This window comes from Acinetobacter sp. KB005 (assembly GCF_049949095.1).
In the GTDB taxonomy this organism is placed as follows: domain Bacteria; phylum Pseudomonadota; class Gammaproteobacteria; order Pseudomonadales; family Moraxellaceae; genus Acinetobacter; species Acinetobacter calcoaceticus.
In genome coordinates this window covers 607,911-623,230 of sequence record NZ_CP188191.1, presented here as the reverse complement: position 1 = coordinate 623,230, position 15,320 = coordinate 607,911, and the positions used below count along the sequence as shown (strand labels likewise).

15 protein-coding genes are annotated in these 15,320 nt (G+C 41.1%); 7 read left to right on the top strand and 8 right to left on the bottom strand.

The window, feature by feature from the left end:
* Positions 1-11: 11 nt before the first annotated feature.
* The 3 genes from ACPF64_RS03170 to tenA form a co-directional block, all read right to left on the bottom strand.
* Entirely contained in the window at positions 12-818 is an 807-nt protein-coding gene (locus ACPF64_RS03170) for an SDR family NAD(P)-dependent oxidoreductase (RefSeq protein WP_426455559.1), read from the bottom strand.
* Between the two features lie 102 nt (positions 819-920).
* On the bottom strand, positions 921-1,292 hold the full coding sequence (locus tag ACPF64_RS03165) for a MerR family transcriptional regulator (protein ID WP_005038081.1): 372 nt from the start codon (positions 1,290-1,292) through the stop codon (positions 921-923).
* A gap of 66 nt (positions 1,293-1,358) precedes the next feature.
* The gene (gene tenA, locus ACPF64_RS03160; RefSeq protein WP_004639906.1) at positions 1,359-2,033 is read right to left on the bottom strand and encodes a thiaminase II; all 675 of its coding nucleotides are present in this window, start codon (positions 2,031-2,033) and stop codon (positions 1,359-1,361) included.
* Positions 2,034-2,297: 264 nt separating this feature from the next.
* Here tenA and ACPF64_RS03155 point away from each other — a divergent pair, with 264 nt between their 5' ends.
* From ACPF64_RS03155 to ssb, 3 genes are all read left to right on the top strand, one after another.
* Entirely contained in the window at positions 2,298-3,380 is a 1,083-nt protein-coding gene (locus ACPF64_RS03155) for a DUF475 domain-containing protein (RefSeq protein ID WP_003654009.1), read from the top strand.
* A 147-nt stretch (positions 3,381-3,527) separates the two neighbouring features.
* Entirely contained in the window at positions 3,528-4,892 is a 1,365-nt protein-coding gene (locus ACPF64_RS03150; protein ID WP_003654007.1) for an MFS transporter, read from the top strand.
* 51 nt (positions 4,893-4,943) lie between these two features.
* Entirely contained in the window at positions 4,944-5,537 is a 594-nt protein-coding gene (gene ssb, locus ACPF64_RS03145; protein ID WP_004639902.1) for a single-stranded DNA-binding protein, read from the top strand.
* 40 nt (positions 5,538-5,577) lie between these two features.
* Here ssb and ACPF64_RS03140 read toward each other — a convergent pair whose 3' ends face one another.
* Positions 5,578-5,901, bottom strand: a complete 324-nt coding sequence (locus tag ACPF64_RS03140) for an AzlD domain-containing protein (RefSeq protein WP_045433646.1) — start codon at positions 5,899-5,901, stop codon at positions 5,578-5,580.
* Positions 5,898-6,593, bottom strand: coding sequence for an AzlC family ABC transporter permease (locus ACPF64_RS03135; protein ID WP_426455558.1), 696 nt, complete (start codon positions 6,591-6,593; stop codon positions 5,898-5,900). The genes ACPF64_RS03140 and ACPF64_RS03135 overlap by 4 nt, the downstream gene beginning before the upstream one ends.
* 68 nt (positions 6,594-6,661) lie before the next feature.
* Between ACPF64_RS03135 and ACPF64_RS03130 the strand changes: the two genes are divergently transcribed.
* Both ACPF64_RS03130 and ACPF64_RS03125 read left to right on the top strand, forming a co-directional pair.
* Entirely contained in the window at positions 6,662-7,210 is a 549-nt protein-coding gene (locus ACPF64_RS03130; protein ID WP_426455557.1) for a helix-turn-helix domain-containing protein, read from the top strand.
* Between the two features lie 326 nt (positions 7,211-7,536).
* A complete protein-coding gene (locus ACPF64_RS03125; RefSeq protein ID WP_005038094.1) occupies positions 7,537-8,979 on the top strand; it encodes an amino acid permease in 1,443 nt (480 codons plus the stop codon).
* 65 nt (positions 8,980-9,044) lie between these two features.
* Here ACPF64_RS03125 and ACPF64_RS03120 read toward each other — a convergent pair whose 3' ends face one another.
* A complete protein-coding gene (locus tag ACPF64_RS03120; protein WP_005038096.1) occupies positions 9,045-10,544 on the bottom strand; it encodes a PLP-dependent aminotransferase family protein in 1,500 nt (499 codons plus the stop codon).
* Between the two features lie 155 nt (positions 10,545-10,699).
* On the opposite strand from ACPF64_RS03120, the gene gabT reads away from it, so the two are divergent.
* Both gabT and ACPF64_RS03110 read left to right on the top strand, forming a co-directional pair.
* Positions 10,700-11,992, top strand: coding sequence for a 4-aminobutyrate--2-oxoglutarate transaminase (gabT, locus tag ACPF64_RS03115; RefSeq protein WP_426455556.1), 1,293 nt, complete (start codon positions 10,700-10,702; stop codon positions 11,990-11,992).
* A complete protein-coding gene (locus tag ACPF64_RS03110) occupies positions 11,989-13,437 on the top strand; it encodes an NAD-dependent succinate-semialdehyde dehydrogenase (RefSeq protein WP_017391016.1) in 1,449 nt (482 codons plus the stop codon). Before gabT ends, ACPF64_RS03110 begins: the two co-directional genes overlap by 4 nt.
* Before the next feature lie 104 nt (positions 13,438-13,541).
* On the opposite strand, the gene ACPF64_RS03105 is transcribed toward ACPF64_RS03110, so the two are convergent.
* Together ACPF64_RS03105 and ycaC are read right to left on the bottom strand one after the other, a co-directional pair.
* Positions 13,542-14,516: a LysR substrate-binding domain-containing protein gene (locus ACPF64_RS03105; protein WP_426455555.1), complete on the bottom strand. Its 975-nt coding sequence runs from the start codon at positions 14,514-14,516 to the stop codon at positions 13,542-13,544.
* Between the two features lie 20 nt (positions 14,517-14,536).
* On the bottom strand, positions 14,537-15,163 hold the full coding sequence (gene ycaC, locus ACPF64_RS03100; protein ID WP_002052204.1) for an isochorismate family cysteine hydrolase YcaC: 627 nt from the start codon (positions 15,161-15,163) through the stop codon (positions 14,537-14,539).
* Between the last annotated feature and the right edge of the window lie 157 nt (positions 15,164-15,320).

Genomic DNA, 15,320 nt, shown 5'->3' with positions numbered 1-15,320 from the left:
TTGAATTAGCTTTATGACGGATCGATAACGCGGGTTCTGAGCATCCCTTCAACTAAATTAATCATCTTTTGGCGAGAAAGAATTCGAGGCAGTTGAGACGTTAAATAGTTGCTACAACCTACAACAAGAGTTGGTTTATTCTTATCTAATGCTTTAACCGTTGCAGATACAACATCGTCGACTGTAGAGCTTTTCATACCGCTGGTATCGGCATTAGCGACCTGAGTAAAATTGGTTTCCGTATTGCCCGGACAAACTGCCAAAAATTTAACACCCGAAGATGCATATTCTCCTGCCAGCGCCTCAGTAAATTGTAATACGTAAGATTTACTTGCCCCATAGACGGCAATATAGGGGAGAGGTTGGAATGCTCCTGTAGATGAAATATTAATCATGATGCCTTTTTTGTTAGCAAGCATGTGAGGCAAGAATAAATAACATAAAGACGTTACGCTGCTGATATTCAGCGTGATCATTTCTTGATAGGTAGATACAGATTGATCTAGAAATTTAGTCCATTTTCCAAATCCTGCATTGTTAATTAAAATTTCTACCGATAATTTTCTAGCCTGAACTTCATCAAATAATATTTGAGCTGAATTGGATTGAGCTAAATCTAAAATGATAACTTCAACATTTACGTTATATTTTTTTCTAAGTTCATCCGCTAAATCATTCAGCTTTTGTTCGGAGCGTGCAGTCAAAATTAAATGAATGCCTAAAGATGCAAGTTTTTGAGCATAGGCTTTGCCTATTCCTGAAGATGCTCCTGTAATTAATGCTGTTGAATTTTTAAATGTAGAAAGATGAGCGCTCATTTTATTTATCCGTAATAAACGAAGTCACTACGATAAACCTTTACCCTAAGGTCAGAGTCAAGCACTAATTTTGAAAGCTATTTTAAATTTTAATGGGCTGTTTTAAGCCGAAATCTTATTGGTAATATAAGTTTGAATAATCTCATTCTCAAGTTGCTTTAAATCTTCTTGTAAACGGTTTAATGCTGCTTTTTGCTCAATAATTTGTTGATGCTTTTTATGAATGAGCTGTTGTGCAACTTCTACAGGAAATCGATTATTTTTATATTTTAAAGCTGACAAGTCATACAGTTCTGAAAGGCTAAATCCCACAGCTTGCGCGAGGCGAATCATCTTAACCGACTGAACATCAATCGCTTCATAAATACGATAATTTCCCTTTCTTTTTGCCACAGGTAGCAAGCCTAATTTCTCATAATGCCGAATGGCTTTAGGAGTGGCTCCAGTTAAAGATGCTAATTCGCCGATATACATATCTGTCTCACATTTTAGTAAAAATCGATCAGAGTATTGAACCATCTGACCGATTCATTTGAAGTTTTAAATATGATCTAAACCTAACCATTGTCTTTTGTGGTAGGCGCTATCCCAAAATAACCACTCAAGTTTTGCACCCATGGTGTATGCAGCATGCATTTTCTCTAACGTATCAGCATCACAACGTGCTGCAACTTTATCAACTGTCGCAATTACATTGCGAACGGCTGTATGGAACTCTTCGCCTGCATAGGTATCAATCCATGCTTGGTAAGGATTGTTAGGAATTGATTTATCTACAATATCTTTACCGACTTCGGCATAAATCCAGAAGCAGGGTAAAAGGGCGGCCAGTACCACAGGATAGCTCTCAGACCAAGCAGTTGCGGTTAAAAATGAAGTGTAATGATGGCCGGCCAAAGTTAATGGCGTATTTTTAAATTCTTCTTTGGTTACCCCAAAATTTTTCATGAAGTCATCATGTAAACTGCGTTCAACCACAATTGCAATTTTGGCTGCATCTGAAAACTGCATAATATCGTCAGCTTCAAAAGCCTTTGCTGCTGCAACGGCTAAAACGCGGCCATAAGCAACGAGATATTGAGCATCTTGAATCACATAATGACAAAACGCTTCTTTATCTAAAGTTCCACTGGCAAGTTCCTGATTAAAAGGAAGGTCTAGAATTTTTTGATATAAATTTAAATTACGTTGCCAGAGTTCTTGAGAAAAAAGCATAAAACCATTCCATTTAAAATAAGACGTACAAAATAGGATTCTAAATCAATTTTAAAATACAAAAATAATAATGGCACTTATATATTAGGAAAATATTTAATACGATTAATGAGTTAATTGAAATTTATAAATTTCTTTATTTAACATAGGGATAAAGTAAGCGTAATAACGGCACAAAACGACATCATTTTATGGTGAATTATCGATATAATAGCCGCGTTTTTAAAGAAAGATTAAGTTTAATTCTTGGCATAGGTCTGATCCATGAAGCATTTCCGATTTTCGATATTTTTTACGGTGGTGTGTTTAGCACTATCCGCGTATTGGGGTTTTACCCATGGACCTGAAGCGGGCGTGTCTACCATGCTTAAAGCTTTAACGATTACAGCCATTTTAGCTGTAATGGAGGTTTCTTTATCTTTTGACAATGCTGTTGTCAATGCATCGGTTCTGCGTAATTGGGATCCTTTCTGGAAAATGCTGTTTTTGACGGTGGGTATTTTAATCGCCGTTTTTGGTATGCGTTTAATTTTCCCAGTGGCGATTGTTGCCGTGACTGCGGATATGGGAATGATTGAGGTGGCTAAATTGGCACTCAACGATCCAAAAACGTATTCTGAACGCTTAATGGCCCATCACGCCGAGATTTCTGCTTTTGGTGGAACATTCCTATTATTAGTTTTCTTAAACTTCTTCTTTGATGAGGAAAAAGAAACTCATTGGTTCAGATGGCTTGAAGCTAAACTTTCTAGCTTAGCTAGCGTACCTGCAATGTCTGTTTTTATTGCCCTAATCGCGATGTTAATTATGGCAGCTAATGTTGATGAATCGCAGCGCCTTGTTGTGACTATGGCTGGTATTTGGGGCATTGTGGTTTATATCGGTGTAGAAGTATTAAGCCATATGTTAGGCGGTGAACCTGAAATTGATGAAGATGGCAACGCCATTATGAAAGATGGATCAGGCGCTGCTTCTGGTGTAGTTAAAGCGGGTATCGGTGGCTTCTTATATCTAGAAGTATTAGATGCATCTTTTAGTTTTGACGGTGTGATAGGTGCATTTGCAATTACCAGCGATGTTGTCGTGATTATGCTTGGTCTTGCAATTGGTGCTATTTTTGTCCGTTCAATGACAGTTTATCTTGTTGAAAAAGGCACGCTAGATGCTTATGTGTTCTTAGAACATGGTGCACATTATGCAATTGGTGCTTTAGCATTCATTATGATTGCAAGTGGTACAGGCGTACATGTACCAGAAGTGGTAACAGGTTTAATTGGTGTAGCATTTATTGTTTGGGCTGTATTTGCTTCAATTCAATATAGTAAACGCCATCCACATTCGTCTTAAGCTAATTTTCAGTAAAGATGTTTAAAATAAAGAGGCTAAATGCCTCTTTATTTTTTTAAGCTGAAATCGTTAATTTAAATAAGGTGTCCCGTATTTTTAGAAACGAATCGGCTTATAATTTGCCTAGTTTGATAAACGTGTATTGATATGATGAATGCTTTGGAACGTCGCTCAACTTTTGCCTTAAGTAGTATTTTTGCGCTACGTATGTTGGGTTTGTTCATGATTATTCCTGTCTTTTCTGTAGTCGGGCAGTCATATCAATATGCGACTCCAGCACTCATTGGTTTGGCTGTGGGTGTCTATGGTTTAAGTCAGGCGATTTTACAGATTCCATTTAGCTTACTTGCTGACCGTTTTAGCCGTAAACCTCTCGTGGTGCTTGGCTTGTTACTCTTTGCTATTGGCGGTGCGATTGCCGGTTTATCTGACACGATTTATGGCGTGATTATTGGCCGTGCTATAGCAGGTGCGGGTGCTGTTTCAGCAGTCGTGATGGCGCTTTTGGCAGATGTTACGCGCGAAGAGCAACGTACTAAAGCCATGGCTGCCATGGGCATGAGTATTGGTTTGTCTTTTGTGGTGGCTTTTAGTCTTGGACCTTGGCTCACAAGCATTGTGGGTATTTCAGGCCTATTCTTTGTCACGACAATTATGGGCTTAATCGCGATTTTGATGTTATTGCTTGTACCTAAAGTGACTCGTCATCATCGTAATTATCAGCAAGGCTACATGGCACAGCTTAAGCAAGTCATCCAAATGGGTGATTTAAACCGTTTGCATGTCTCGGTTTTTGCACTGCACTTACTGCTTACCGCCATGTTTATTTATGTGCCTTCACAGCTCATCGAGTTTGCACATATTCCTTTAGCCAGTCATGGTCTGGTGTATCTGCCGCTGTTAGTAATTAGTCTATTCTTTGCATTTCCAAGCATTATCGTGGCTGAAAAATATCGCAAAATGCGAGGTATTTTCTTAACGGCAATTACAGGAATTATTGCAGGTTTGCTGTTACTCATATTTGGTTATCAATCAAAATATGTATTACTCGCAGGCCTAGGTATTTTCTTTATTGCCTTTAATGTGATGGAAGCCTTATTGCCATCGTGGTTATCAAAATGTGCTCCAATCCAGTCAAAAGCAACTGCTATGGGTGTAAATGCCAGTAGTCAGTTTTTAGGTGCTTTTTTTGGTGGCACACTAGGTGGTCAATTATTGATGTTACATAATACTGCGATTGGATGGAGTGTCTTAACAGGGATTGCTATAATATGGTTGCTAATTAGTTTTGGTTTAGCTCAGCCGCGGTATTTGTCATCTATTGTGTTGCCATTGCCGCAAGTGCAACAGGTGAATGAGTGGACCACACAGCTATTGGCAATTCGTGGTATAGAAGAAGTTGTGGTAATGCCTGACCAGCAAGTTGCTTATATTAAAGTCGATAAACAGTCACTTGATGAGGCTGCGCGACGTGATTTAACGCAGTTGTTCGGTAAAGAGGTAGCCATTTAAGCATAACTCTTATAAAGTAAAACATAGAAATGTATAGGATGAAGACAGCTAATGCGTGGTGTAAATAAGGTTATTTTGGTTGGTACTTTGGGTCGTGATCCTGAAACAAAAACCTTTCCAAATGGGGGTTCGTTGACTCAATTTTCAATCGCGACAAGTGAAGCTTGGACCGATAAAACTTCAGGTGAGCGTAAAGAACAAACAGAATGGCACCGTATTGTTTTGCATAACCGTTTAGGGGAAATTGCTCAGCAGTTCTTACGTAAAGGTTCTAAGGTTTATATTGAAGGTTCATTACGCACGCGTCAGTGGACTGATCAAAATGGTCAAGAGCGCTATACAACAGAAATTCGTGGCGAACAGATGCAAATGTTAGATGGTCGTCAACAAGGTGAACAAGGGTTCGCTGGCGGTAATGATTTTAATCAACCACGTTTTAACGCACCTCAACAAGGTGGTAATGGTTATCAAAATAATAATAACCAAGGTGGTGGTTATAACCAAAATAGTGGTGGCGGCTATGGCAGCAACCCAGCAGGTTTTGGTAATGGTGGCAACAGCCCGCAAGGTGGTGGCTTTGCTCCTAAAGCACCACAACAGCCTGCGTCTGCACCAGCTGATTTAGACGATGATTTACCGTTCTAAGCAAAATTTTAAAAAAGGCGAGTTTATCTCGCCTTTTTTATTACTCAATTCCAAGCAAACGTAACAGTGCTGTACCAGCGGCTGCCAAGCAAATTACCAATAACAGCGGTACTTTTTTCCAAACTAATAAAAGTGCAAATCCAACACCCAATATACGCGCGAATCCAGCGAAGTGCTGGCCTTCAAAAAATGTCGTCGTCACTGCAATCGCACAGAGTAAAACAGTTGCACCGTTTGAGAGTAAAACTTGGTATTTTTCGGAAAAAGTAAACTTTGCACCTAAGTGAAAACCAGCAAAACGGATCCCATATGTTCCAAGTGCTAGCAAGCCTATGCCCAAAATAATCAGTAATTGTTGATTCATTTTTTTCTACCAAATATTAAGCCAAAAAGTGAAAGCAGAATTGGAAGTCCTGAGGCCAAAAAAGGTGTGGTAATCAGTGCCAAAGTTGATCCAGCAAATGCAGCTTTTCGAGTAGATTTATTCTTTAAAGCATTAAAAGTAAGTGCAATTAAAATGGCAGGGAAAATGGCATCTAGACCAAATGTTTTTGGGTCTGGAATAGCGGTTCCAATAAAATAACCCGCAGTGACACCGAGTGGCCAACTCAGCATAATGCTGATACCACATAACCAGTAAGCAGCTTTTTTCGTTTCGAAATCGGGCTGTGCCATGCCAAACAAAACGCTTTCATCGTTCATGATATGGGCCCCAAAATATCGATAGAATTTACCTCTGATTAATTCATTGACTGCAATACCAAAAGGTAAATGCCGTAAATTGACGAGTAGTCCTGCAATTGCAGCAGCAATCGGGCTACCACCTACTGCTAAAAAACCAATAAAGATAAATTCAGCAGTTCCTGCGAGCACAAATACGGATAGGGAAAGTGGAATCCAGAGTGCTAAGCCATAACTTGCAGCCAGTGAACCTAAAGACATACCAACGACACTCGTCGCTAGACACACAAAGAAAATCGAGCGGGTAGTATCTTTACTAAGTTTCTTAATGAGAGTGTATGTGGTCATAGGATGATATAACGAACGATTTTCCATTATAATGAATAAGTCTGATTGTTTTGTCAAAACGAACGATCGTTTTTTTTATAGAACGGATGTGGTGAATGTCTCAGCCAATTGAAATTATTGCCAAAGGTTTAAACCGTGAACGCCAACGAGTAGGGCTTTCTTTGGCAGAGGTTGCTCGTCGTGCAGGTGTTGCCAAATCTACACTTTCACAATTAGAGGCAGGGCAAGGTAATCCAAGCATTGAAACCTTATGGGCACTTTGTGTTGCACTAAATATTCCTTTTGCGCGTTTGATGGAAGAGCCAAGCAATCAGGTGCAAGTCATTCGTTGTGGAGATGGCCCAACCGTTAGCTCTGAAATTGCTAATTACAAGGCCATTTTGTTGGCGACTTGTCCACCGCATGCGCGCCGCGATGTGTATTTACTGATTGTTGGACCGGGTGAAGACCGTCTTTCAGAACCACACCCCGTTGGTTCTGTGGAGCATATTATTGTGGTGGAAGGTAAGGCTCTGGTTGGTCTAATTGATGAGGCCGTTGAACTCAGTGTTGGAGACTATATTTGTTACCCTGCCGATCAAAAACATATATTCAGAGCTTTAGAAAAAGGTACGAAAGCTTTATTAATTTCTGAGCAAAACTAAATAATTCCAATCTAATTAAAGTAAAACTTATTCATTTTTAAAATAAAAACAAAAAACCATTTACCTACATGCAATCTAAAAAGAGCCAATTTTGCGTATAAATTTTGCAATTGGCTCTCTCTTTTATTACAAAAATGGCTCTCGTTTCTTCAGGGCCGAAACGACAAATTAAAGCCATTGGAAGTATGCATACGGAAGCGCCGGATAAGCTCAGTGAATTTTCTGTTTTAGGAATTGGGCAAAACGGCTAAATTTTTAGGGGATATAGTTGGCTTCGGAGGATTTCCGAGATTGGCCGATATCCTCCATATATTAAGGAAAATGATATGGCAGCTCATCAAAGTGGTTCTGAAGCCAATCACTCCCAAAGTTTAAAACATGGACTTAAATCACGCCACCTAACGATGATCTCAATTGCAGGGGTTATTGGTGGTTCTCTATTCGTGGGCTCAGGTAGCATTATTTACAATACGGGCCCTGTTGTTTTTCTAACTTACGCTTTGGGTGGTCTACTCGTTTGGTTCATCATGCGGATGTTAGGCGAGATGGCCGTTTTAAACCCTGACAGTGGCTCTTTTTCAACTTACGCAGACCGTGCGATTGGCCGTTGGGCAGGCTTTTCAATTGGCTGGTTGTACTGGTGTACTCTCGCAATGCTCATGGGATGGGAAGCCTATGTGGCAGGTAAAATTCTAAACAATTGGTTCCCGTTTATACCAATTTGGGCCTATATGGTCGTGGTCATTGTCGCATTGGTCGTAGTCAATTTACAAAACGTGAAAAACTATGGCGAATTTGAGTTCTGGTTTGCCCTTATCAAAGTTATCGCGATTGTTATTTTCCTTGTGATTGGTAGTTTGGCCATCATGCATTTATGGCCGTGGGGTAATCCGGCTGCTTCTGGTATTAGTAACTTAACCTCTCAAGGCTTTATGCCAAATGGAGGATCATCCGTCATTACCGCCTTGCTTGGGGTCATGTTTGCCTATATTGGCGCTGAAATTGTTACTGTAGCGGCGGCAGAATCGGCAAATCCCTCTAAAGAAATTCGTAAAGCTTCTAACTCAGTGGTTTGGCGAATTATTTTGTTCTATGTGGGATCAATGTTTGTCGCGGTATGCTTAATTCCTCACAACAATGAACTTTTGAAAGATTCGACTTGGGGAACCTATAGCGTAACGTTAAGTGCACTTGGTATTCCGGGGGCTCGCCATATTGTGAATTTTGTGGTGTTAACGTCGGTGTGTAGCTGTTTTAACTCAGCACTTTACACGTGTTCACGTATGTTGTTCTCATTAGCTAAACGTGGTGATGCACCGAAAAGTTTTGGTTCTGTGAACAGTAAAAGCAGCCCGTGGGTTGGCGTAATTGTGTCATGCTTTTTCTCTGTGATTGCCGTGATTTTAACTGCAACCAAGAGTATGGATGTTTATGACTTTTTCATGCTAACGACTGGCGCGGCAACACTGTATGTGTATTTGACCATTGCTTATTCGCAGCTTCGTATGCGTAAAAAACTAGAAGCTGAAGGGGTGAAAATTGACTTTAAAATGTGGATGTTCCCTTATCTGACTTATGTGGTGATCTTTGCAATTATTGGGGCAATTCTCACCATGCTGATTGAAGGCACATATTTCAAAGAAGTGATTTACACCACAGCATTGTTCGGCATTATTGTGTTCTTTGGAATATTGTCGGAAAAACTGGGTTGGGGTAAAGACCGTAGAACAACTCATCTCACTCATACTCAAGAAGAAAAGTTAGTTTAATATTTTAGAAACCAAAGAGCCTCTTTATGAGGCTCTTTTTTATTCAGTATGATGAGATTAAAGAATTAATTCAGGGTTGATACGCCTGCTTCACGTAAGCACTGGAGTAGTACACCAAAAGCCATCACCATGTCTTTTTCATTGACGCAGGCAAAGCCCATGAGCAAACCACGTTGCGCGTGGGCATGTGATTGCATGTAATACTGTGAAAGTGGGCGAACTTTGACACCACGTTCGAGCGCGGTCGCTGCAATCGCGACATCATCGCAAGAGTTTGGTAGTTTTAAAACCAGATGTAACCCTGCTGCTTCATCATATTCGTGGATGAATTCAGGCCCTAGATAGCGTTTAATCAGGCTCACCAAGTAATCGCGCCGTTTGCCATAGAGCAGACGCATACGACGAATATGTGCTTCATAATGGCCTTCACGAATAAATTCAGCTAAAGCTTTTTGTTCGAGCAAATGTCCACCACGATAGAGTTCAGCTGCCACAATCCGTAAGGGTGAAAAGAGCGGCTTAGGTACCACCAAATAGCCAATTCTTAAAGATGGATAAATGGTTTTGCTGAATGTGCCCATGTACAGCACTGGCGCATCATTTTCTAAACCTTGTAAAGATGGATACGGCTGGCCTGAGAAACGGAATTCACTGTCGTAATCATCTTCTACAATCCAACTATTGTGCTGGCGGGCAATCTCAATCAATTTGCGTCGGCGATCTAGACTTAAATGTGAGCCCAGTGGGTATTGGTGTGAGGGAGTGACAAAAATTAATTTGGGCGGTTTAACCGGATTTTCTTCGGGGATAATACCTTCGGCATCGACTGGCATGGGTTGAATATCAACGCCATTAATACGTAAAGTATTACGCATTCCCCAATAGCCTGGATCTTCAATCCAGATCCGGTCACCAATGTCACTGAGCGCACGTGAGACTAAATCAATCGCTTGGTGAATACCTTCGGTAATAATAATCTGGTCAGCATCACACTGGACTGAACGGGCAACCCGTAAGTAGTCTGCCAATGCACTTCGAAGTTCAATACATCCGCCCGCGTTGCTATAGATAAGGCGGTTAATGTCTGGCTCACGGCTTAATTTTGCTTGAATACGGCTAAAAATATGATGTGGAAACTCGGTAACGTCCGGAGCTCCAGGCACAAATGCACCCCATTGATGTGGAGAAGCTGCTGCATAGCCTAATAAATTTGAACCGCGTTGCGATAGCGCATAAGAGTTTTGAACCTTATGAATATTAGTGTTCTTTTTTTCATTTTTTGTATTTAAAAAGCTTTCGGGTAGTTTCTCTGCAACCCATGTGCCGTGTCCCGTACGTGCTTCTAAGTAACCTTCAGCCTGTAGTTGTTCGTAGGCCGTAAGAACTGTATTTCTCGAAACATGAATTTCACTGGCCAAATCCCGTGAAGCGGGCAAGCGCGTTTTTGGTTGAACCACTCCATCAATGATGGCAGCGCGTAGACAACGAAAAAGTCGCTGATGGAGTTTACCCTCGATGTCCTGTTGGAGCCGTTGTAACAAATGATCTCCAAGTAAACTACGCAATTGGCTCTCTCCTACAGTTAAAAAATGGCTCTCGTCAGTTGCCGCCAGACGAGCGAAATTACATGCATAGGCAGTTGTTGTAAAGCACCCTGAAAATTAAGCACAGGATGTAAAAACCAAAGCTGCAACTGATGATGAAAATATGAGGGAATCAAATGGATAATCAACATTCTGCACTTAACGCACGTAAACAGCAAGCAACTCCACGTGGCGTAGGCGTGATGTGTCAGTGGTACGCTGAAAAAGCTGAAAATGCCACGCTTTGGGACAAGGAAGGCAACCAATTTATCGACTTTGCTGGTGGTATTGCGGTTTTAAATACAGGCCATCGCCACCCTAAAGTGATTGCAGCGGTAACTGAACAATTAACTAAATTTACTCATACTGCCTATCAAGTTACACCTTATGAGAGCTATGTCGCTTTAGCTGAGCGTATTAATGAGCGCGCACCAATTGCAGGACCTGCCAAGTCTGCTTTTTTCACAACAGGTGCAGAAGCAGTTGAAAATGCGGTGAAGATTGCCCGTTGTTACACTGGTCGTCACGGCATTATCACTTTTGGTAACGGTTTCCACGGTCGTTCATTCATGACCATGGCAATGACAGGTAAAACTGCGCCTTACAAACGTGACTTTGGTGTTATGCCAGCTGGTGTGTTCCACGCACGTTACCCTGTGCCTGCAAAAGGTATTTCAGTAGACGTGGCAATTGAAAGCGTTGAAGATATTTTCAGTGAAGATATTGCACCACATGATGTTGCAGCGATTGTGCTTGAGCCAGTACAAGGTGAAGGCGGCTTCCATGTTGTACCAGCCGAGTTCTTAAAACGTTTACGCGCAATTTGTGATAAGCACGGTATTTTATTGGTAGCAGATGAAGTTCAGTCTGGTTTTGCACGTACTGGTAAATTGTTTGCAATGAACCATTACGAGACTAAAGCTGACTTGATCACGATGGCGAAAAGCTTAGGTGGTGGTTTCCCAATTTCGGGTGTAGTTGGTCGTGCAGAAGTGATGGATGCACCAAACCCAGGTGGATTAGGTGGTACTTATGCAGGTAGTCCGATTGCGGTTGCTGCCGCGCATGCAGTGATTGATGCGATTGAAGAAGAAAACTTATGCGACCGTGCAAATGAATTAGGCGCCGAGTTAGTTGTTGCGCTTAAAGACATTCAGCAAGCAACAGGCAATGTAGTGACTGATATTCGTGCATTAGGTTCAATGGTTGCAGTAGAACTAGAAACTGCTGAGCAAGCAAAAGTTGTACAAAACTATGCAATGGAAAACGGGTTGTTACTTCTTACTTGTGGTAAATACGGTAATGTAATTCGTTTCTTATATCCATTAACCATTCCTGCTGAGCAATTCCGTCAAGGCCTTGATATCCTGAAACAAGGTTTTGCGACACTCAAAGCAGGTAGTGCAAAAGCGATGGAGCAATCTGCATGATTCAAAACAATTTGCAGTATTTATTAAAACATCCTGATATTTCATTAGAAGCGCCTGCATCAAATGATTATATCGAGGTAAATGATGCTGCTACGGGTGAAACTTTGGCATGGGTGAAAACCTATGACCGTGCAGGGGTTGAAGCCGCAATTAACCGTTCAGCAAAAGCGCAAGCTGCTTGGAAAAAGCAAACTGCCTTGGCTCGCGCTGATGTGTTATTGGCATGGTACAACCTCATGCTTGAGCACAAAGAAAATCTGGCACAGATTTTAACTGCTGAGCAAGGTAAACCATTGGCAGAAGCACGCGGTGAAATTGGTTATGCAGCATCATTCATACGTTGGTTTGCCGAGCAAGCTCGTCGTGTGGATGGTGAAGTGTTAACACCAACCTTGCCAAACCAACGTCTTTTAGTGATTAAACAAGCGATTGGTGTCACTGCTGCAATTACGCCGTGGAATTTCCCGGCTGCCATGATTACGCGTAAAGCAGGTCCAGCTATTGCTGCGGGTTGTTCAATGTTGGTTAAGCCAGCAGAGCAAACGCCGTTAACAGCTTATGCACTTGAAGTTTTGGCATTACAAGCAGGCTTACCAGCTGATGTTTTAATTAACATTAGTGGTGATGCGGCTGAAGTGGGCAAAACTTTATGCGAAAGCGATATTGTTCGTAAGCTCAGCTTCACAGGCTCAACACAAGTTGGCCGTATTTTGATGCAACAATGTGCGCCAACCATTAAAAAGCTTTCACTTGAACTCGGTGGTAATGCACCAGTTGTAGTATTTGACGATGCCAATCTTGAACAAGCGGTTCAGGGCATTATGGCAAGTAAATATCGTAACAGCGGTCAAACATGCGTTTGTGCAAACCGTATCTATGTTCAAGACGGTATTTACGATGCATTGGCAGAGCGTTTGGTTGAAGCGGTGTCTAAGCTTAAAGTTGGTGACGGACGTCAAGAAGGTTCAACTCAAGGGCCTTTAATTGATGAAGATGCGATTGCAAAAGTGCAGTCTCACATTGCAGATGCAACTGAGAAAGGCGCAACAATTCGTATTGGTGGTCAACGCTCGGCACTTGGTGGCACATTCTTTGAACCAACAGTTTTAACTGGCGTAACGCAAGACATGAAAGTGTCTAAAGAAGAAACTTTTGGTCCGCTTGCACCGCTATTCCGCTTTAAAACTGAAGATGAAGCAGTGGCAATGGCGAACGATACCGAGTTTGGTTTAGCTGCTTATTTGTTTACACAAAGCACAGCTCGTCAATGGCGAGTAGGCGAAGCACTTGAGTACGGTATGGTCGGCATTAACACAGGCGCAATTTCAAATGAAGTTGCTCCGTTTGGTGGCGTAAAACAGTCAGGTCTAGGTCGTGAAGGTTCAAAATTCGGCATTGAAGAATATGTTGAAATGAAATACCTATGCGTAGACTTATCTGAGTAAGGAACAAAGCGAGTTCGTTTTGTTCTGAACGAAAACATGCAGTTATGCTGTATGTGATGTTTCACAAAAACCGGTCATGCCCATTCATGACCGGTTTTTTCAGTTTAAGTCGACAGATATCCTTCATGGCTTTCAGGCAAACGTCGCAGTTCTTCAATCAGCGTTTCAATGAGTTTTTCAACCACAAGACGTTGGCCTTTTCTAGACACATAAACCAATTGTAGCATGCCAATATTTGACTTCCAGTCAGGCAGAATATGAATAAGTTTGCCTTTACGAATTTCAGATTCAACGGTTAAAAAGGGAAGGTCCGCGATTCCTAGGCCGTCCATAACGGCATAGTAGACACCTGCCAAGTCATTACTTTTTATTCGTGGTTGATAAGGCACATCAACCGATTCGCCATTACGGATATTGCATAAATGCCAGATATAATTTTGCTTTTGGGTTCCCAAGCTAATACTTGGAAAGTCTTCTAATTCGGAATAATGCTCAATAGTACGGCCTTGAAGTAATTCAGGCGAAGCCACTAGACAGTGGTCAGTTTTAATCACATCACGAACAATTAAATTTGAATCTTCATTCGGTTCAAAATTGGTCCGAATGGCAAGATCGATATCATCATGCAAAATATCTACTCGACGGCTGGTTAGCTCGAGTGCGATTTCAACTTTAGGGTAGGTTTTTAAAAACTGATTTAAAATTTTTCTAATTTGAAAATGCATCATCAAAGGTGGGCAACTCACTTTTACCAACCCTTGGGGTTCACTTTTTTGCTTTAACAAAACGTTTTCTGCACATTCAACTTGAGCAATAACTTTGCAGCATTCCTCATAAAACTCTTGACCCAAGTCGGTCACTTTAAAATGGCGGGTCGTTCTTTGAATGAGGCTAACGTTAAATTTATTTTCAAGGTCAATAATGCGTCGGCTGAGCTTAGATTTACTAATATTTTCAGCATCACTGGCCGCACTAAAGCCGCCGTGTTTTACGACCAAATAGAAATAATAAAAATCATCAAAAGAGCTTATCAATGTCCGATCAATCCATTTAAATTTAAGATTAGAGCGCTTAAGCACTCTAATCTTGGCAATAGAACTTATTTTTGTGAGGTATTAAAGCTATAGCTTGTCATCAGGTTGCGGTAATCAGGGATATGATTTGAGAACAACGCACCTAGACCTTCCACATCATTACGCCAGTCGCGGTGTAACTCACACGCCATACCAAACCACGTCATAAGCTGAGCACCTGCTTTTGACATACGGTCCCAAGCAGCATCACGTGTTAATTCATTGAAAGTACCAGAAGCATCGGTAATCACAAACACTTCAAAGCCTTCTGCGAGTGCAGATAAAGCAGGGAATGCTACACAAACTTCAGTCACTACACCTGCAATAATCAGTTGTTTTTTACCTGTCGCTTTCACAGCTTTTACGAAGTCTTCATTGTCCCATGCATTGATTTGGCCAGGACGTGGAATAAATGGCGCATCTGGAAAAAGCTCTTTTAATTCTGGAACTAAAGGACCGTTTGGACCGTTTTCAAAACTCGTGGTAAGAATAGTCGGTAAATTGAAATATTTCGCAGCATCTGCAAGTGCTAATACATTATTTTTAAATTTATCTGGATCGATATCTCGAACTAAAGAAAGTAAACCTGCTTGGTGGTCAACTAAAAGAACCGCAGCATTATCCTTGTCTAAACGTACGTAATCTTGAGCCATTTTTTATGTCCTCGTGTTATCAAAATAAATAATCAAAAATTATTAAGTAGGTCATCATTGCCTAAAATTATGCTAGTTGAGTTTTATGTTGTGATTAAGTCTAAAAAATAGGATTAAGAATTTTAAAAATAGGACGATAGCCGAGACATATTCTGAA

What these genes read in the sequence shown, in the direction of transcription:
- tenA (WP_004639906.1), bottom strand. Translation starts at nt 2,033, where the DNA reads ATGCTTTTTTCTCAAGAACTCTGGCAACGTAATTTAAATTTATATCAA.
- ACPF64_RS03130 (WP_426455557.1), top strand. Translation starts at nt 6,662, where the DNA reads ATGTCTCAGCCAATTGAAATTATTGCCAAAGGTTTAAACCGTGAACGC.
- ACPF64_RS03165 (WP_005038081.1), bottom strand. Translation starts at nt 1,292, where the DNA reads ATGTATATCGGCGAATTAGCATCTTTAACTGGAGCCACTCCTAAAGCC.
- gabT (WP_426455556.1), top strand. Translation starts at nt 10,700, where the DNA reads ATGGATAATCAACATTCTGCACTTAACGCACGTAAACAGCAAGCAACT.
- ACPF64_RS03150 (WP_003654007.1), top strand. Translation starts at nt 3,528, where the DNA reads ATGATGAATGCTTTGGAACGTCGCTCAACTTTTGCCTTAAGTAGTATT.
- ycaC (WP_002052204.1), bottom strand. Translation starts at nt 15,163, where the DNA reads ATGGCTCAAGATTACGTACGTTTAGACAAGGATAATGCTGCGGTTCTT.
- ssb (WP_004639902.1), top strand. Translation starts at nt 4,944, where the DNA reads ATGCGTGGTGTAAATAAGGTTATTTTGGTTGGTACTTTGGGTCGTGAT.
- ACPF64_RS03125 (WP_005038094.1), top strand. Translation starts at nt 7,537, where the DNA reads ATGGCAGCTCATCAAAGTGGTTCTGAAGCCAATCACTCCCAAAGTTTA.
- ACPF64_RS03155 (WP_003654009.1), top strand. Translation starts at nt 2,298, where the DNA reads ATGAAGCATTTCCGATTTTCGATATTTTTTACGGTGGTGTGTTTAGCA.
- ACPF64_RS03140 (WP_045433646.1), bottom strand. Translation starts at nt 5,901, where the DNA reads ATGAATCAACAATTACTGATTATTTTGGGCATAGGCTTGCTAGCACTT.
- ACPF64_RS03170 (WP_426455559.1), bottom strand. Translation starts at nt 818, where the DNA reads ATGAGCGCTCATCTTTCTACATTTAAAAATTCAACAGCATTAATTACA.
- ACPF64_RS03135 (WP_426455558.1), bottom strand. Translation starts at nt 6,593, where the DNA reads ATGGAAAATCGTTCGTTATATCATCCTATGACCACATACACTCTCATT.
- ACPF64_RS03110 (WP_017391016.1), top strand. Translation starts at nt 11,989, where the DNA reads ATGATTCAAAACAATTTGCAGTATTTATTAAAACATCCTGATATTTCA.